Source organism: Leptolyngbya sp. UWPOB_LEPTO1 (genome assembly GCF_017302695.1).
Lineage (GTDB): Bacteria > Cyanobacteriota > Cyanobacteriia > Leptolyngbyales > Leptolyngbyaceae > Leptolyngbya > Leptolyngbya boryana.
Map to the genome: position 1 here is coordinate 207,911 of NZ_JAFLCJ010000001.1, position 18,917 is coordinate 226,827.

Sequence of the window (18,917 nt, forward strand, 5' to 3'; positions counted from 1 at the left end):
CAACTGATCCCCACGATCGAGTAAGATCAACCCTTTACAGTGTGAGGCAACGGTTGGAGATATGACCCTAAGTTTAGTGACCGGAGCAGCAGGATTTATTGGTTCGCATCTTGTCGAAGCCTTGCTCGAACGAGGCGATCGCGTCATTGGTGTCGATCAGTTCAATGACTACTACGATCCGGAACTGAAGTGGAAAAATCTCGCCATCAGCTTGCAGTATCCGAATTTTAAGCTGATTGAAGCAGATATTCAGTCCCTAGATTGGCATCACCTCTTGAAAGATGTGGAAGTGATTTACCATCAAGCAGCACAAGCCGGAGTGCGAGCAAGCTGGGGATCAGGATTTCGCACTTACACTGAGCAAAATATTAATGCGACTCAGATTCTACTTGAAGCAGCTAAAACTGCAAAGCGCCTTCAGCGATTTATCTATGCTTCGAGTTCATCCATCTATGGCAATGCAGAAGCACTGCCAACTTCTGAGACAATTTGCCCCCAGCCTGTTTCACCTTACGGCATCACAAAACTAGCAGCCGAGCAGCTTTGTGGACTTTATTATCGAAACTTCGGAGTTCCCACTTGCTCGCTTCGTTACTTCACTGTGTATGGAGCAAGACAACGTCCGGACATGGGATTTCACAAGTTTCTCAAAGCAGCACTTCAAGATCAAGCGATCGTCATTTATGGAGATGGTCAGCAAACCCGAGATTTCACAAACGTGAATGATGCGATCGCGGCAAATTTAGCGGCGGCAGAAACCCCAGAAGCAGTTGGAGCAATCTTTAACATTGGAGGAGGCAGTCGCGTCGTTTTAACGGATGTCATTGCAACAATGGAGACGATTTTAGGTCGCTCAATTCGGAAAGAGTTTATCGAAAATGCGATCGGAGATGCCAGACATACTTCTGCAGATGTGACAAAAGCAAAAAAAATCTTGAATTATCAGCCGCAAGTTTCTTTACAAGAAGGGCTGACTCAGGAATGGGAATGGATTCGATCGCTCTATCAATAAATGCTTTCACTGTAAGGGTTTTAGTAGCTAGTTAGCTATTCCTAGCACTCAGATTAATGAGATTCCCTAGAACTCCCCAGTAGCTTCTTTCAACATTTTCGAGCTAAGTTGATCTAAAAGTGGCAGAGGGAACTACAATCTACTTACATCACTTTATTTCAGGAAAATATCGTGTCATCCATTCTAACTAAAGACCTGAAATCCAATTTGGAAGAAACTCGCTCTCGTTTACTAAGCGAACGCCAGGCTCTCATTCAGGCAGCACAATCCGAAGCAGAAGCAGAACTCGACAAAACGTTGCAATACATTGAGCAACTGTTGGGTGCAAGTGGTGATAGCGCACCTAGCGCACCAGCAGCTAGTACAGCAAGTCCTAAAGCGACGAAAGCTCCCGCAAAATCCAAGGCAAAAGCAGCAGCCCCCGTTGCGGCTGAGCCGAAGAAAGCAAAAGGACGGAAATCCTCCAAATCCTTCGATGCCTCAGTTCTAAAATCTGAGTTCAAATCCTTGAAGGCCATGCAAGCGATCGTGGAAGTGTTGGGTTCTGCGAAAGAACCATTATCAATCGATGACTTAATCGATCAAATCTACGATCCGTTCGATCCCGCAGAAATGTCAAAAGCTCGGATGAGTGTTGCAATTACAACCAAACATGCCGAGCGTCGTGGACTATTAAAGAAAGTTCAAGACAATCCTTCTCGCTTCCAAGCAGTCTAAATCAGAGGGCTGACTTACGCTTTTTCTCCGGCAAGTTTCTTGCTGGAGTGCGTTGCCCTTTGTAAAACTTCTGCTCTAAGCGATTCAGTACAAGCCAAATGGAACCAGCAATCAGTGGCACGATCACAGCCAGTATCGCGATCGTGATCGACGAGGGGGAAAGTGCGATTGAGAGCAGTGGCAGCAGTGCCCAAGCTAAACCTCCGATGATTGCGGTTCCAATTTTTATGGTCTGAATTCGGGCAAGCGCAGTGCGACAGCTTGAACAATGAATCGTATGAGAATGATAGCGATCGAGCAATTCGTCGATCGATTGCAACGGCGGTAAAGGTTCGCCGGGAAACGGATCAGCTTCAAACGCATTCACCCACTGACGCAAAGTAGATACAAACGTATCAGCACGAGTCGGTAAGTAAAAAGCTTTTGCAAAGTTATCACTTCCGCCTTTCTCAGCGAGGTATCGCTCTTGGTAGTGCAAAAAGATTTGGTCATCTTCTAGCACAGTGTTGTTACCTAAATGCGAGTACCAGCGGGGTGTCAATCGAATGAAAGTACTCGGAAGTTTAGAGGCAAACTTGAACGGGAAGCGAGCAAAGACCCGACATTCTCCTTTTCGGGTCGGGGTAGCATAAACGACGGTGAGCGTTCGACCAAATTGCTTTGAGGTGAGATCATGCCACATCAGAGCAGGTGCGATAAAAGTCGTCTGCTGTGAGCCTAATGTGCCTTTGCGCGGCCCTTCTTGCCAAAATCCCTTAAAGCCTTGTTTACTCGATTCTAAAACTTCGAGTTCAACCGGAGCCGCATTCGATCGATTGCCAACCGATTTGTGATGCGTAAACGGCAGATGGCTCGAATCGAGAACATTTTCGAGCAAGGTCAAAGCATCGTAAGGCAAATCTCGAAATGTGTTCAGACAGACCCATCCGTCCGGCGTTTCTTCCATCGGTTCGATGATGGGAATTTTGACCTGTTCGGACGGGTTTTGACCAGGATAGACAAAAAGTAAGCCTTGACGCTCAGCCGTGGCGTAGGAGGCGACGCAGGCACGTTTAGACTGATGCGCAAGCGACCCTTCGGGTTGTTGGGGAATGCGATCGCAGGTGCCATCGCCCTGAAATGCCCATCCATGATAGGGACATTCGAGCAGGCCATCTTCTGCGATTCTGCCTTCTGAAAGTGGGGCAAGACGGTGAGGACATTGATCTTCAAAGGCTTGCCAGCTTTCAGCATTTGCATCCCACCAAATCACTAGATCTTGCCCTAGCAGTGTGAATTTAGCGGGCTTGGTTTTGTCCAAGTCTTGAATGTAATAAACGGGATACCATGCTTCTTTCCAGTCGAATCGAGTGGGGTCAGTTCCACCTGCTGGAATTTCTGCGATCGAAGTACGTGCATCAGTCAGCATGAGACAGCCTTTTGGAGATCTTCTTTACATATCTTAATTATATCTCTCTCAATTTCGCTGTGAAAAAATCCACCATTGCCGGGAGTTGCACAACTCTGGGGGCAGGAACAATCAGACTGTTCTGCTTATACAATAAGATTTTTGCAGTTAAAGAGATAGCTATGACGAGTTCTAAGATTGGTGTAGCAGTTGTCGGAACGGGCTTTGGGCAGAAAGTCCATATTCCCGGATTACAGGCACATCCACGCACTGAAGTCGTGGCAGTCTATCATCGTGACTTGCAAAAAGCACAGGCGATCGCTCAAGCTCACAATATTCCTCAGGCAAGTTCGTCGATCACTGAGATTCTCTCGCTGCCAACAGTCGATGCGGTTAGTGTTTCCACTCCACCTTTCCTGCATTATGAGATGGCAACGTCGGTTTTAGATGCTGGAAAACATTTATTGCTTGAAAAGCCGACTGCTTTGAATGTGAAAGAAGCGAGAGACTTGTATCAGCGATCGCTCGATCGTCGAGTGGTGACAAGCATGAATTTCGAGTTTCGCTTTGTTCCGGCTTGGCAACATTTTGCAGATTTGCTTGCCTCAAATTATGTCGGACAAAAGCGGTTAATTAAGATTGATTGGCTCGTCTCAAGCCGCGCTGATGCTTCTCGTCCTTGGAATTGGTACGCGCGTAAAGAACAAGGAGGAGGTGCATTAGGGGCATTAGCGTCTCATACCTTTGATTACATTGCTTGGCTCTTTGGCGATGTCGATCGTTTAACGGCAAGGTTAAGTACTGCAATTCCAAACCGTCCTGATCCAAGTACAGGCGACCTAAAGCCTGTAGATTCGGATGATACGTGCAACATCACATTAGAGCTAACAGACGGTACGCCTTGTCAGATTTGTATTAGTTCAGTCACAACTCAAGGACGCGGGCATTGGATTGAAGTGTATGGCGATCGCGGAACGCTAGTACTCGGTAGCGATAATCAGAAAGATTATGTGCATGGATTTAAGCTGTGGGGCGCACCGCTTGGACAAGAATTAGTGGAATTGGAGATTCCTAAGCAGTTTGCATTTGAACAAGTATTCACAGATGGGCGGATTGCACCGTTTATTCGTGTCGTCGATCAGTGGGTATTAGGCATCGATCGACAAGAATCTCTCCCACCCTCTTTGAAAGAAGGGGTTTACTCGCAATTGTTGATGGATTTAGCACATGAATCGAATGAGACTGGAACTTGGGTAACGGTTCCAAAGTGAGCATAACCTCTGGAACCGTCGCTGCGCGTTCTACCAAATCGAGTAAACGGGCTGAGCTTTGAGTTGCTCACATGGTGGTGAGTTTACAAACCAAATTGGCAGCTTCCCGCCATGTAGAACTTCTTCGGGCTGCTCGACCGTTTCTGAATAAGCCAAGTCCTTGATTTGAGTTAATCGGCTCGGAGTTTGTACGCGATTTTCTTTGAGCAATCGACTGTAGGTACGGTGTGGAATAAAGTGAACAGGATTGTAGCCCGCAAACCGTAGAATCAGCACACAAGCCCAAGAATACCGACCTTCCGTAATCGCATCGACGACTTGCTTAAACTGTTCAGGACTCATGACTTTATTGCGCGACTGAGCTACGCTTCCCCGCTGAAACGTCATAGTAATATCTCTCCTCAGAAATTCTTAAAAATCCGGGCACTACAAACTAATTCCGCCTTTTTGTAATTGGCGAATCGGATCAAGCAGCATTTCCGCGATCGTGCGCCTACGCACGATAATTTCTGCCGACGCAGTCTGACCTGCTTTGAGCGGGGTTGATTGAATCATGTGTCGATCGAGCTGAATTTCGACCCGATACACAGCCCCCAATCGCTCATCTTGCTTAATATCAGGCGACAGTTTCACAACCTTACCCCCAACAATTCCATAGTCTTGATAAGGATAAGCATCAAACTTCACTTGTACTTTGTCTCCCGGTTTGACAAACCCTGCTTCTCGCGTCGGTAAAGCTGCGACTAAAACTAAAGGCGCAGTCTGAGGTGCAATCTCACTGACCGTTTGCCCTGCTTGCACCACTTCACCAGGCTTACTAACATTCAAGGCGGAAACAATTCCGTCAACGGGAGCTTGCAATTTAAGTTGCTTCATCTCAGCATTCGCTTGCTGGATCAGCTTCTCAGTTTGCTGTTTCTTCGCCATTAACTGCGTTCGCTGCACAAACAAATTTTGAATCGTTTGCTGAGCTTGAATTTGGGCTGTTTGCCCTTCTGCATATTTCTGAGTCAGCTGCGCCCGTAAGCGTCGAGACTCTGCCACAACTTGCTGCAAATCCGATCGCATTTTCTGCGACTCCGCCAAAGCCTGCTGAATGTCTCCGGTTTGCTGAGTAATGCTGCGTTGGCGATCGCCGAAATGTTGCTCTGCTTGATAGAGGTGCTCCCGCGCCAGTGCCCCTTGATCAACAAGGAATTTCAGCCGTTCGAGTCGTTCTTTTTGACTGTCAGCATCGGCTTGAAGTTGGGCCAGTAAAGCCTGACTGGTCGTTGCTCGTTCTTCAGTTTGCAAAATTGTGGTGTCTTGCCCTTGCAATTTTGCTTGAGCTTGAGCGATCGTGGCTTCTTGAGCACGAATCTCAGCCGTCGCAATGGTCGATCTCGTTTGTGCTTCTAATCGAGTTTTATCAATTAAGGCATCAATTTGCAGCAGCTCTTTTTCATAGTTGCGCTCTTCTTGCTGTAAGGCTCCCACTCGATTGAGTGCAATCTCATGATCGAGTTCAGCGATCGTTTGTCCAGCTTTCACCGTCTGACCTTCTTGCACATACACTTGAGCAATTTTGCCAGAAACGACAGGGTGAACTTTGTAAGCTTCCCCTTGAGGCACTAAACGCCCTTGCGCGCGTCCAATTTCTTCCATCTGGCTCGTTGTTGCCCAACCGACACATGCCGCACAAAAGATAACACCACCCGCGACTAAGCGACTGGGAAAAGTTGCAGGAGGACGATCGAGAACATTTTGCAGCGCAGTAGACCATCTCTCCGGCGGAGTGGGGTGGGAAGAGTCCGCCGAACTTGCGGGAGGGTCGGGAAATGCAGAAGGCATGACTGGAATGGATGCGAGCGTACCCCCATAGAGGTAGGCAAACTCTGACAGTTCATCGGTCTCCAAGTTAGAAGACAGAGTAGGCGGCGGTGCATCTTCAAGAGAGAGTGAATCAATCCGTATCGACATAATAATGACCTAACACTAGAAATTGCATGAAACATTTCCAGTCGTCAGATGAAGTGCAGTGCAATGAGGGCTTTAATTGTTTTCGGCTGCGGAAGATCCAAATCTAGATCTACAAGCAAGCCATTCAGTAAAAAGGTTGTTTCTACCGGGATGATTTGAAGCGATTTTAACCATCAATGCGATGTCTGAAGACTGAACTAAGTGGCGTGGTAGTGCAATCCCTGTGTAGCTAGAGATATCGTCAGTATTGCTAGAAGACTTGATGAGCATTTTGTTATATCTAATACCTATCATAATCGTTCTACGCGGTATGACAACCCCTAGCACGGGTGATCTTACTACCTGTAATATTTGCGACAGCAGTTATAGATCCAGTTGTTGTTGAGCAAGCTGAGTGTAGAGTCCTCCTTGTTTGATTAACTGTTCATGAGTTCCTTGCTCTGCGATGATGCCTTTATCGAGCACTAAGATACAATCTGCGTTGCGAACAGTAGAGAGTCGGTGAGCAATGATGAACGTTGTGCGATCGCGGCTAATTTGCTGCAAGTTTTTCTGAAATCGTCGCTCGGATTCCGTATCGAGTGAGCTGGTGGCTTCATCCAAAATCAAAATTCGAGGCAGATTGAGCAGGGCACGCGCGATCGCGATTCGTTGCCGTTGTCCACCCGATAGCATGGTGCCTCGCTCTCCCACTTTTGTCTGATAACCCAGAGGTAAGCTCTGAATGAAAGCATGGGCTTCTGCGAGTTTTGCAGCTTTTAACACATCTTCTAGGCGATATTGAGGTCGATAGAGCGTAATGTTATCCAGGATCGTTCCCGAAAAGAGAAAGCACTCTTGTGGAACAATTCCAAGCTGCGATCGCAGAGATTGCGGCGAAACATGATGCAGATCGGTGTTGTCGATGAGAATTCTGCCAGAGGTAGGTTGATATAACCCTTGAAGCAAGTTCGCCAAGGTTGTTTTTCCAGACCCGCTGCGACCGACTAAAGCGATCGTATCCCCTGCACGAGCCGTAAATGAAATGTTTTGCAGAATATTGCGACTATCATCCGCATGATAGCGAAAAGTAACATTCTCAAATGTCACTTCCCCGCGAATACGTGGAAGCACGAGCAGAGGTTGATCCGGACTTTCTTCGGGCTGGGCACTGAAGATATCGTCTAATCGCTCGATCGAAACTAAAACCTCTTGGAACTCATCCCAAAGACCGACTAACGACAAAATGGGAGTAATCACACTACCAATCATCATGTTGAATGCAACCAATTGCCCAATGGTCAATTGATCTGCAATCACGAGCCTTGCCCCATACCAAAGTAGTAACGTACTACCAAATAAATTGATTAATGTACTTGCACCCTGCAAGGCATTCGCCAGCTTCTGCCCCCGAAACTGAGCATTAAACATACTGGTCAGTTCATCCTCCCACTGCCAGCGCAACTCTCGTTCTGACGCGGTTGCTTTCACCGTTGAGATGCCTGTGAGCATTTCCACAAGCGACGAGTTTTGCTTGGCAGATTCGTGAAAGATCTGTCGGGACATTTGCCGGAGAAAGGGACTCGCAATCACGGTCATAATGATGATCGGTGGAATCAGCCCAAGGACTAATAGGGTCAACTGCCAGTTATAATGCAGCATCAATCCGACATACACGATCGCCATGACTGCATCTAGCCATGCTGTGATTGCCTGCCGGGTGAGAAAGAGCTGAATTTTATGATTTTCTTGCACGCGCGTCACAATATCACCGACATGCCGAGTCGCAAAGAATTGCAGCGGTAAATTCAACGCATGAGCAATAAAGCCACTAATCAAGGTGAGATCAACTTGATTCGAGAAAAAATCCAGTAAATACTGGCGGGTGCAAGTTAACCCAATTTTCCAACTCCCAAACAGCAACAATCCAAAGATGAAAATTTGCAGTGTGGGTAGGCTTTTGTGAACAACGACTTGATCCAGAATGATCTGAGTAAAGAGAGGTGTGACGACACCAAAGATTTGCAGCAAGACCGACGCGAGCAGAATCGACCAGACAATTGATCGATAAGGCGTAAAAGCTCCCAAAAATCTTCCCAATGACGGTTTTGATTTCGGTAATGCTTTCAACAGTTGAGTCGGACTTAAGAGCAGAGCGTAGCCCGTCCAACTGGCTTGAAATTCTTCATAACTTATCGATCGCCGACCGAGTGCTGGATCAGCGACTAGAACTCGATTCCGCTTCATGCGGTAAACGACAATATAATGTTCACCCTGCCAGTGAGCAATCCAAGGCAATGACTGTTCGGTCATGCGATTAAAGCTTGATCGCACAGGTCGCGCCTGAAATCCTAAACTTTCTGCCGCGAGTGCGAGTCCCTTGAGCGAAGCTCCAGATCGTCCCACGCCTGCTAAGTTGCGCAACATATTGATGCTCAATCGTTTGCCCCAGTACTGAGCAATCATCGCTAAACAAGCAGCCCCACAGTCCGAACTGCTTTGCTGAGGAATAAACGGAGCGCGACCAATTCTAATGCGCGATCGCCGAGGTTTCGCAAACTCGATCGCAGCAGGCTTTGTAGGAGCCGGAATTGGTCGAACAGGCTGAGCTTCAACAGGTTGAACTCGCGCCAAAGGCTGAACGATCGGTTTGACCTCGGGTGATGCTTCACTCTGAAAAACAGTATCCCAATGGTTTGCACTCATTTGATAGAGCTGAAGTTCAGTTGCAGCCACCCAATCTGACGGGACGGGTTGAGGATAACCCCACCCTTGCCCAATCGTTGGAGGCTGAGTGCCTTGAACTTTCCCCTGTCGTAACCAAAACCGACCAGATTGATCCGCAACACTTGATCCAGCAGCAATGCGGATCTCACACAAATGCGGGAGGAGCTTTTTCAGAACATGGCTAGAATGCGATCGCAGATCCGTCTCACTCTTCAAAAACAACAAGCGTTGTCGATCGTGAGCCATCTTCTTAAGGTCAGACTCTAGCTCAGACGGAATACTGTCGATCTCAGCAACAAATCCAGCACTTGCCGCGATCGCTTGATAAGACAGAACCGGATCACAGAATTGTTCATCTGATCCCCAACTGTCTCCCACGTCTAACACTGCCGCAGGTACACCCGACCGAATCAAACGGACTCGTCCTTGGCAAAGAATCATGACATGAGAGACGTTCAGCACATCACCGAGTTGAAAGGCTCGAAAATTAAACGATCGCGAGAAAGCAGGATCAACCGAAAATCGGGTCATAAGAATCTCGGACAGTAGCTCATAAGCACTATCCAAGTTGACTGGAGGCGCGTCGCGTCCAATCTCTGAATTTTTCTTCATAAGGGGGGGCTAGGAGAATCGGATGGATTGTTGAGAGCGATCCAGCGTTCTAGCAAAAGAGACGATAAATTTTAGCTACTGTGAAGTTCGAGCTTTCCTATTCCTTTCTGCAGTCTGGTTTTCGAGAATCCATACAAACGTAAATAAACTTTATATAGAAGGCAGGGAGCCGCCAGTGAAGTACAAAAGTCTCGCTTTCCACACCAAAAAAGCTAGAGAATTTCTTCCCTAGCCAAATATCTTTGAGTAACAAATCAGGCACTTGGAGATTACAAAACGCCAATGTTGGACAATCCTAAGATCGCACCTGCGCCTAGCACATGACCAAAGCAGGTCGCACCAATCACAGCAGGTAGTCCAAAGCCACCAAACATATTGGATGAAGGCATTTCAGGGGGCGCACTCGGATTCTTCATCGTGTATTTCGCAAACGCGATCGCCAAAATATTGCAAATAATCATCACAGCCCCAACGCTCGGACTCCAATCCACAGCTCTCGGCGCAACTGCTAGCAAGGTAGAGATTAACAATTGAGTTTCTCCTTTCGTGATCCAAAACTTGTATCTAGAGGTTTTCTACCAAAAAGCCTCACGAAACAAGTCAAATCGCAGCAATAGTTCATGATTCTATGCAGTTTGCAACAAAATCTAACAGTATACTGAGTATAAAAAATTACTAAGCATCGGATTCCTTGTACTTCTTTGCGCGAGCCATTTAGCCCATCGAAATTTAGTAATTAATTACACATATCATCTCGAAAAAGTGGGTTTTTCCCTGGCAAGGCTGACGAATTCAATTTGGCTGAGCATGTATTTTAATTCACATACAAATGAGCAAATTTGGAAATTGAATTTTTATGCAAATTTGTCAAAGCCTTTCAGCGCAAGTTTTTTCCGATATATGTCTAAATAAGAAAATCCAAGATAGGTAGTATTACAAACTACAACTGAGTCAAAATGTTCGCAATTCTGACTTGTTATTTGGGAAAGTAGAGAGTAATCTAATGATGATCTTAAATACTGAGGTCATTAAACGTTGATTCCCTGAAATTGTCATTCTCTCAATGCAATTTAACGCGAAGCTCAGGAGGTTCATCTCAAAATTTATACTTGAATTAGCGAATAATGCTCATCGCAACTTCGACAAATTCAACATCAGTATTTGCTGAGGAACATATTTGAAATTCATCTATAAGGTGCGGCGGGCTGTCTAGTTCTTAGATAGTTCCGAATTTTTCGTATTTAGGACTGAACTTCAAATATGAGGAAATGCTTCTACAAGTATCAAGTTTCTATTAAGATGTCGCGACTGTTCTCAGTACTGATATCTTCCTATAAGACTGATAGCGTCTGGGTTTTCTGCCGATTGATTGATATTTTACGGATGATCTTTTTCTTCTGACTCTGTCTCAAGGAATACTTCATCTCCTGAAAACTTTGCTTAATGTTTATGGTTAGTTATGGTTAGTCACAGACCGTTTCAACGCCTACAACCGCTCTCGTTGTTGGCACAATTGATCAGCCGTCGCGTCGATGGTTGCTTGCAAATTGTCAGTGGTTCCGTCTCTTGGTTACTCTACCTAGATGAGGGAACGCTCGCCTTTGCAACCAATTCGATCCAGCCCTTTGAGCGGCTCGATCGTGTTCTCGATCAACTCAGCGATCGCGTCCCCTCGCTGACTCGATTCGATCGCGCTCAGCTCCGGCAATTTGAAACGGTGGCTGGAACTTATCCTGCAACCAGCGCAGACTATCAAGCGATCGAATGGCTAATTGGACAAGGATTAATCGATCGATCTCAAGCCACAGAACTGATTGAACTGCTTGCAATCGACGTGATCAAACCTTTTCTGAGTGTGACAGAAGGCATTTATGAAGTCATTGCGAAACCCAATTTCTTGCATTACCCGAATCTCTGTCAGCTCGATTTGCGCCCAATCGTCGAACGCTGTCATTCTGACTTGAAATCCCACGCACCTACGATTCCAAAAGCGGCTAGCCCAGATGTATCGATCCCGCTCCCTAGCCCAGTCTCAAGTGCTCCTAGCACTAGACCCCTCACCTTCACGACTCCTCAACCGACTCAGACTCCAGGTATAACCCTTCCGACGGGTTCAGTACCGACTCACTCAGCGACAGCAACCGCTCAAGCTCAATACAAAATTGCCTGCATTGATGACAGCCCAACGGTATTGCAAGCGATTAGTACCTTCTTAAATGAGTCCAGCGTCTCGGTGATTATGATTAACGACCCGGTCAAAGCATTAATGCAAGTCGTTCGGAGTAAACCGGACATCATCTTGCTTGATGTCGGAATGCCCAATCTTGATGGCTATGAACTTTGTTCCTTGCTACGCCGCCACCCCAGCTTTAAGCTCACTCCGATCATCATGGTCACGGGTCACACCGGATTCATCGATCGCGCTAAAGCTAAAATCGCGGGTGCATCTGGCTATCTCACCAAACCTTTTACCCAAGCCGAATTAATCAAAACCGTTTTTCGATACCTTGAGTAACCGAAATGCTACTTTACCTGCTGTGAAACGTTATGAGCCTAACATTAATGCGAACTGTTCTAGTTGTTGAAGATACCCCCTCGGAGATGGAACTGTTGAGCCACTACTTACGAGAAAGTGGCTATAGTGTGGTCGGAGCAGTCACCGCAAAAGACGCACTCAATAAGGCGATCGAGCTGAAGCCCAATGTGATCGTCACCGATGTCGTGATGCCGGGCATGAGTGGATTCGAGCTATGTCGGAGTTTGAAGAAAAATCCAGAAACGCAGAAAGTCCCAATTATTATCTGCACTTCAAAAGGGCAGGACATCGATCGCTTATGGGGAATGCGTCAGGGTGCAGATGTCTACATCACAAAACCGTTTACTCGTGAAGAGTTGATCCGGGCTGTCCAATCTGTCGGAGGATAAAACGCGTGGATGACTCAGTGTTGACATTAGCAACAACGCAAAAAAATGCGATCGCTCCGAAAAATTTGGGCGAAAGCTATCTCAAATTTGAAGTGGGGCAAGGAACCCAGGTCGGCTTACCCATGCGGCATGTTCAAGAAGTCCTCGTGCTTCAGCCGCGCTATTTGACGCCGATCCCTAACTTGATGCCCGGAATTTTGGGACTGATGCACCGTCGCAGTCGCGCGTTGTGGGTATTCGATCTCGCAATGCTCCTTGATATCGGCAGACTCGATTACAGTCCCCAACAATATGATCTCGTGATTCTTCGGACTGGCTCGACTGCCGTAGCAGCAGCAGTCAACCGAGTCGATGGAATTGCTTGGGCAAAGCCTGACGACTTACAGCCCGTCCCCAGTCACGTGACCAAAGGCTTGATCCCCTACTCCAAAGCTTGCATCTTACAGTCTCAAGATGTGATTTTTCTCTTAGACGGAGAAGCAATTCTGCAAGCTCCACTTTTGCAAAGTCATTAACATACTCTCTTCATCAGGCGATCGCATCATGTTCTCATCTACCGCTACTACCCGTTTGAAACTTCTAAATCTATGGTTGACCAATTAAATGCCGCCCAACGGGATCAGCTTGCTCAGTCGAACACTCTAAAGCCAAGCTCGATCGATATGCCTCCAACCCCTGTGAAACGCAGATCGCTCTCCATCCCAGGACTTGCCCGATTTAGACGATTGAGCCTGAAAAACAAAGCGACCTTGATCGCGATCACCATCGGAACTCTCCCCGTTCTCGTCATTGGCACGATCGCGTATTCGTTTGCGAATCAATCAATTACGCGCCAGATTGTGGATACGGAAGAAACCCTGGCAACTACGCTCAGCCAACGGATTGCTAGCTATATGTCGGAACGAACTGCCGACTTACAGATTCTAGCAAGCTTGCCGATGTTAACGACGCCAGGGCTCCAAGACGGAACTTCTACCGAGGAGAAACGCATCTTGTTTGAGCGAGCTATTGAGAATGGAAACTACGAAAGTATCACGCTGTTCGATAACGATGGCAATGCGCTAATTCAGACCGATCGCGAACCGATCCCACGGCAAGACGACCAAGATTACTTCCGAGCCGCACTTCAGTCGAGTCGGGTTTCGATTAGTCGTCCGATGCGCCTGAGTCCGAATACTGCCTATACGATTTACATTACTGCTCCAGTTCAAGAAAGCGGCAGTGGAAAGCGCAGTGGAATTTTGCGGGCAGTTGTGCCGATTAAAAGTTTGGCATCAGAACTGCAAAACTACAACAAAGTCGGCGCAACCTTCAGTGTTCTTGATGCGAGCAATCAAATCTTCTTGTCTTCTCAAGATGCCAAGATCGGACAAGCTGCTTCATCAATTTATTCCTCTTTTTCGCAACTGCAATCTCGTCGAGAGATCAACTCCAGTGTTGTTACCCAGAAACTCAACAATGAATCTAAACCTGTCTTAGCCAGCTTCATACCCTGGACAGGACGAGATCGACTCCCTGATCTAGGGTGGGATGTGGTGTTGAGTATCCCCACCGAAATCGCTTTTGCGCCACAGCGACAGTTACTGCTCACCTTTTTATTGGGAACTGCTGTGGCGGTTTTCCTGACTGGATTGCTCGCCGCTTGGTTAGCAAGTCGAGCAACTCGTCCAATTGTGGCAGCAACTAATGCAGTTCTAGAACTGGGGAATGGAAGATTAAACACTCGTCTCGCGGTTAAAGGAGTTGATGAAATCAGCATCTTAGGTCGCAACATCAACTTGATGGCGGGACAGTTACAAAGTTTGGTTAGCCAACAGACAGAGAATGCTGAACGATCACAGTTATTGACCCAGATCACCGTCAAAATTCGTCGCTCTCTATCTGTGGATGATATTCTTGCCACCAGTGTAGAAGAGATCCGAGCCGCCTTTAAAACCGACCGAGTCGTGGTTTATCGATTTGCCCCGGACTACCTGAGCGGAACTATCACCGCAGAATCAGTTGGCTCAAATTGGATCAAAGCATTGGGCAAAGTCGTCAGCGATCCGATGGAAGCGTCTTTAGTCGATCGCTATCGAGAAGGGCGCGTTTGGTCGATGGAAGATCTGAAGCAAGCAAAGCTGAGTCATTGTCACTGTGAGATTTTAGAACGATTGGAAGTCCAAGCGAATATGGTTGCTCCGATCGTGCAAAACCAAGAGTTGATTGGATTATTATGTGCGCATCAGTGTTCGGCTCCGCGATCGTGGAAACCCGAAGAAATTGACTTTTTCGGGCAGTTAGCCGTTCAGATTGGCTACGCACTCGATCAAGCAAGCTTGCTAGACCAGACAGAAGACGCAAGAAAAGCAGCAGAGCAACTGTCTGAAGAACGGCAACAGCAGAAAGAAGCCTTGCAGATGCAGTTGATCAATCTGCTAGCAGATGTAGAAGGAGCTGTTGAAGGAGATTTGACGGTTCGAGCCGATGTTACGGCTGGAGAAATTGGCACGGTCGCCGACTTCTTTAATTCGATCGTGGAAAGTTTGCGGCAGATTGTTACCCAGGTAAAAGATGCTGCGAGTCAAGTGAATGCCTCGCTGAGTTCGGATGAACAAGCGGTACGGCAGCTTTCAGATGAAGCAACTCGCCAAGCCGATGAAACCAGTCGCACGCTCGATTCGGTTCAGAATATGCTGCGATCGATTCAAACCGTCTCGAACAGTGCTCAACAAGCTGCATCTGTTGCCCGTGAAGCCTCTTCGACCGCAGAAGCAGGCGGGATCGCAATGGAGCTAACCGTACAGAACATTCTGGGTCTGCGAGATACGATCGGAGAAACCGCGAAGAAAGTCAAACGCTTGGGTGAATCGACGCAGCAGATTTCTAAAGTCGTTTCGTTGATTAACCAGATTGCGATGCAGACGAACTTACTCGCGATTAATGCTGGAATCGAAGCAGCACGGGCAGATGAAGGATCGCAAGGTTTCGCTGTCGTTGCAGAAGAAGTGGGAGATTTGGCAACGCGATCGGCAACAGCAACGCGCGAAATTGAGCAAATTGTCGCAACGATTCAGCGCGAAACAACTGAAGTGGTCGAAGCGATGGAGCAAGGCACAACTCAGGTCGTGGAAGGAACTCGATTAGTCGATAACGCGAAACAGAGTTTGGAGCAGATTCTAGAGGTATCGCGCCGCATCGATGATTTGGTGCAGTCCATTTCAGAGGCGACGGTGACGCAGGTGCAAACCTCAGATGCAGTCTCGCACTTGATGCAAGAGATCGTAGCCGCAGCAGGACGCACATCGGCATCTTCAATGGAAGTCTCTCGATCGTTGAGACAAACCGTAGAAGTCGCGCAGGAGCTACAAGAATCAGTGGGCACATTTAAGGTGGGCTAATGGCACAAGATAAAGAACTGGAAATTCGCCGTCAGTTTCTCGATGAAGCGCAAGAGTACTTAGATGTTCTTGATGCGACGATTTTAGATTTAGCAAATCATCCGATCGATGTGGCAAAAGCGAATGCCGCCTTGCGGGCAGCGCATTCGATTAAAGGCGGAGCAGGCATGATGGGATTTCAAGTTCTCAGTGAGCTTGCCCATCGGCTCGAAGATTCTTGGAAAGTCCTGAAAATTGACAAGTCGATTGTGGTTAGTCCGCGATTGGAGAACTTACTGCTTGCCTCAGTGGGCTGTCTGCGACAAGTTGTAGAGTTCGATCGCGAATCGATGCAGCGTCATCAGGATTCTTTTGTCGATGCGAATTGGCTCTCGGTTGAAGCGTATCCCGTCTTTGATGCATTACATGCTGAACTCGGCGATCCCCAGGAAGAAAATGCAGCCTCGATTCTCTCACCCGAAGAAGGGCAAGACATCGTTCCACTGTTGTTTGAGACAGAAGTAGAAGGATGTTTAGAGCGATTAGAAACGGTGCTCAACACTCCAGATCAGCCTTGCTTGCGAGAAGAGGTAGCAATTCTGGCGCAAGAGTTGGGTGGGTTAGGCGAAATGCTGCAACTTTCGCAATTTGTGCAACTGTGCCAATCGATTGCTTACGCGATCGAACAAGATTCACAGAATACTAGCGCCATTGCTGAATCAGCTTTAACAGCGTGGCGCACCGCGCAAAAGCTTGCGATCGCCGGACAGTATGATCAAATTCCTACTGCGATCGCGGAATCGACTCTACCTCCAGAATTGGCTGATTTTGCAGACGTGCCTTCTGTCCTCGAACCCAATGTCGGCGAAACCGATTGGTTTACCGAAGCATTAGCAGCAGAAGCGTTAGCCGTCGATGATTTTCAGCCGATTCCGATGCCAACTCGCATTCCAGTCGGCGAACCAAAAGGCACAGATTTCAAAATTCTAGATCCCGAACCTGATATCAGTACGGCAACTGAAGCTCAAGATACGACTGTGCGCGTTCCCGTTCGTCAACTCAATCAGTTAAATGATTCGTTTGGTGAATTAACTATCGATCGCAACGGGTTAGATCTCTATCTAAAACGCTTACGAGGTCTAGCTCGGACTTTACACGACCGGGTACAAGTCCTTGATCAAGTCAATGCTAAGTTAAGAACTGCTTACGATCGCGTCACCTTAGATGGCAGTCGATCGCTCCAGGACAATCGTCGATCGGGCTTTGACGCACTAGAACTCGATCGCTATGGCGACTTGCACTTGTTGTCTCAGCAAGTGATGGAAACGATCGTGCAACTGCAAGAGGTGAGCGAAGACATTGATCTGAGTTTGGATGATGCGGATCAATCGGCGCGGAACTTAACTAAAACTGCGAAGCAACTGCAAAGTGGCTTAACTCAGTTACGAATGCGCCCCATTTCCGATGTGATCAATCGCTTCCCACGCGCGATCCGAGAATGGTCATTGCAATATGGGAAAGAGGTGCAGCTTTCGGTGGTTGGGGGCAGCACACTCATCGATCGCAATCTTCTCGAAGCATTGAATGATCCATTAATGCATCTGATTCGGAATGCCTTTGATCATGGGATTGAAGAGCCAACATTGCGCGCACTCAGAGGAAAACCACCGCAAGGTACGATCGAGATTCAAGCGGCTAATCAAGGCAACCGCACCATCATTACCGTCAGAGACGATGGCGAAGGAATTCCGATCGACAAAATTCGCGATCGGGCTGAACAAATGGGACTCGATCCCGTCTTACTCGATGCGGCTCGCGATGAAGAACTGTTATCGCTGATTTTTGAGCCAGGATTTAGTACGAGTACTCAAGTCACTGCCCTTTCGGGTCGTGGCGTTGGCATGGATGTGGTGCGAAACAATCTCAAGCAAATTCGCGGCGAAATTAGCGTGAATACTCAAGCCGGACAAGGAACAACGTTTACGTTATCGATCCCGTTTGCTCTTTCGACGATCAAAGTATTACTAATTGAATGTCATGGCATGTTGCTTGCTTTGCCAACCGATGTTGTTTCAGAACTCTTTTTACTCCAGCCTAATCAAATTATTGAAACAGCGGGAAGTGAGGTTCTCAACTGGCAAGACAAAGTGGTGCAATTGGTGCGATTGCAGAAATGGATGCGATTTAACTGTCCACAGATTCCACATGGATTTGAAACGCCACCCACGATCGCGATGACGAGTGTTGTGATCATTGATCAAGCACCGCAATGGTTCGGCATTCAAATCGATCGTTGTTGGGGTGAACAAGAAGCAACGATGCGAAAAGTAGAAGGAAACTTAGCTCTGCCCACTGGTTTTAGTGGCTGTACGATTTTGGGCGATGGGCGAGTTGTGCCATTGGTGAATGTGACGGAGCTATTGCGTTGGATTACAAGCTGTGAGCGCTCAGATATTCAACCGGATCAAGCCTTTAGCAAGCAACTGCGCGCAAGTTTAGCGGCATCCCAACCGAGTATGGCGCGATCGACAACGCCAACAATTTTGGTCGTTGATGATTCGATCAATGTGCGTCGGTTCTTAGCCTTGACTTTAGAACGATCGGGCTATCGAGTTGAACAAGCCAAAGATGGTCAAGATGCGATCGAGCGTTTAGAAGCAGGACTGTCTGTGCAAGCGGTGATTTGCGACATTGAAATGCCCCGATTAGACGGATATGGCTTTTTGGCAAAACTGCGATCGGACGAGCAGTTGGCACAGATCCCTGTGATGATGTTGACTTCCCGGAGTGGAGAGAAGCATCGAAAAGTCGCGGAGAATTTGGGAGCAGCAGCCTATTTTTCCAAGCCTTATAACGAACAGGTGCTCTTGCGAACTTTAGAAGGCATGGTGAAATCGACTGCTCTGGTTTAAGGCGATGCAGCGGAGTTTTGGTGTCTGCGAATTGAGTTGAGAGCTAGTAGTTCACCA

At 47.5% G+C, this 18,917-nt stretch carries 13 protein-coding genes; 8 read left to right on the forward strand and 5 right to left on the reverse strand.

From position 1 onward, the window contains the following. Window positions 1-61: 61 nt before the first annotated feature. Together J0L70_RS00930 and J0L70_RS00935 are read left to right on the forward strand one after the other, a co-directional pair. Window positions 62-1,012, forward strand: coding sequence for an NAD-dependent epimerase/dehydratase family protein (locus J0L70_RS00930; RefSeq protein WP_287452711.1), 951 nt, complete (start codon window positions 62-64; stop codon window positions 1,010-1,012). 171 nt (window positions 1,013-1,183) lie between these two features. After that, window positions 1,184-1,729, forward strand: a complete 546-nt coding sequence (locus tag J0L70_RS00935) for a hypothetical protein (protein ID WP_144056280.1) — start codon at window positions 1,184-1,186, stop codon at window positions 1,727-1,729. A gap of 1 nt (window position 1,730) precedes the next feature. On the opposite strand, the gene J0L70_RS00940 is transcribed toward J0L70_RS00935, so the two are convergent. Next, window positions 1,731-3,137 (reverse strand): aromatic ring-hydroxylating dioxygenase subunit alpha, encoded by a 1,407-nt coding sequence (locus J0L70_RS00940; RefSeq protein WP_287452712.1) that lies wholly within the window; start codon window positions 3,135-3,137, stop codon window positions 1,731-1,733. A 161-nt stretch (window positions 3,138-3,298) separates the two neighbouring features. Here J0L70_RS00940 and J0L70_RS00945 point away from each other — a divergent pair, with 161 nt between their 5' ends. Further along, a complete protein-coding gene (locus tag J0L70_RS00945; RefSeq protein ID WP_287452713.1) occupies window positions 3,299-4,387 on the forward strand; it encodes a Gfo/Idh/MocA family protein in 1,089 nt (362 codons plus the stop codon). Window positions 4,388-4,417: 30 nt separating this feature from the next. Here J0L70_RS00945 and J0L70_RS00950 read toward each other — a convergent pair whose 3' ends face one another. The 4 genes from J0L70_RS00950 to psaK all read right to left on the reverse strand — a co-directional run bounded on the left by J0L70_RS00950 (window position 4,418) and on the right by psaK (window position 10,194). After that, complete coding sequence (locus J0L70_RS00950; RefSeq protein WP_017290603.1) at window positions 4,418-4,774, reverse strand: HetP family heterocyst commitment protein; 357 nt, start codon at window positions 4,772-4,774, stop codon at window positions 4,418-4,420. Between the two features lie 39 nt (window positions 4,775-4,813). Beyond that, window positions 4,814-6,346 carry a beta-barrel domain-containing protein gene (locus J0L70_RS00955; protein ID WP_287452716.1) on the reverse strand — a complete coding sequence of 511 codons (1,533 nt, stop codon included), beginning with the start codon at window positions 6,344-6,346 and terminating at the stop codon, window positions 4,814-4,816. A 363-nt stretch (window positions 6,347-6,709) separates the two neighbouring features. After that, on the reverse strand, window positions 6,710-9,664 hold the full coding sequence (locus tag J0L70_RS00960; RefSeq protein WP_287452717.1) for a peptidase domain-containing ABC transporter: 2,955 nt from the start codon (window positions 9,662-9,664) through the stop codon (window positions 6,710-6,712). A 269-nt stretch (window positions 9,665-9,933) separates the two neighbouring features. After that, complete coding sequence (psaK, locus tag J0L70_RS00965) at window positions 9,934-10,194, reverse strand: photosystem I reaction center subunit PsaK (RefSeq protein ID WP_026148946.1); 261 nt, start codon at window positions 10,192-10,194, stop codon at window positions 9,934-9,936. 929 nt (window positions 10,195-11,123) lie between these two features. On the opposite strand from psaK, the gene J0L70_RS00970 reads away from it, so the two are divergent. From J0L70_RS00970 to J0L70_RS00990, 5 genes are all read left to right on the forward strand, one after another. Beyond that, a complete protein-coding gene (locus J0L70_RS00970; RefSeq protein WP_287452719.1) occupies window positions 11,124-12,179 on the forward strand; it encodes a response regulator in 1,056 nt (351 codons plus the stop codon). A gap of 32 nt (window positions 12,180-12,211) precedes the next feature. Further along, on the forward strand, window positions 12,212-12,589 hold the full coding sequence (locus tag J0L70_RS00975; protein ID WP_268180345.1) for a response regulator transcription factor: 378 nt from the start codon (window positions 12,212-12,214) through the stop codon (window positions 12,587-12,589). Window positions 12,590-12,594: 5 nt separating this feature from the next. Further along, a complete protein-coding gene (locus tag J0L70_RS00980; protein ID WP_017290597.1) occupies window positions 12,595-13,104 on the forward strand; it encodes a chemotaxis protein CheW in 510 nt (169 codons plus the stop codon). 72 nt (window positions 13,105-13,176) lie between these two features. Then, window positions 13,177-15,969 (forward strand): methyl-accepting chemotaxis protein, encoded by a 2,793-nt coding sequence (locus tag J0L70_RS00985; protein ID WP_287452720.1) that lies wholly within the window; start codon window positions 13,177-13,179, stop codon window positions 15,967-15,969. Then, window positions 15,969-18,860, forward strand: a complete 2,892-nt coding sequence (locus tag J0L70_RS00990; RefSeq protein ID WP_287452721.1) for a hybrid sensor histidine kinase/response regulator — start codon at window positions 15,969-15,971, stop codon at window positions 18,858-18,860. The genes J0L70_RS00985 and J0L70_RS00990 overlap by 1 nt, the downstream gene beginning before the upstream one ends. The last annotated feature ends 57 nt before the right edge of the window (window positions 18,861-18,917 follow it).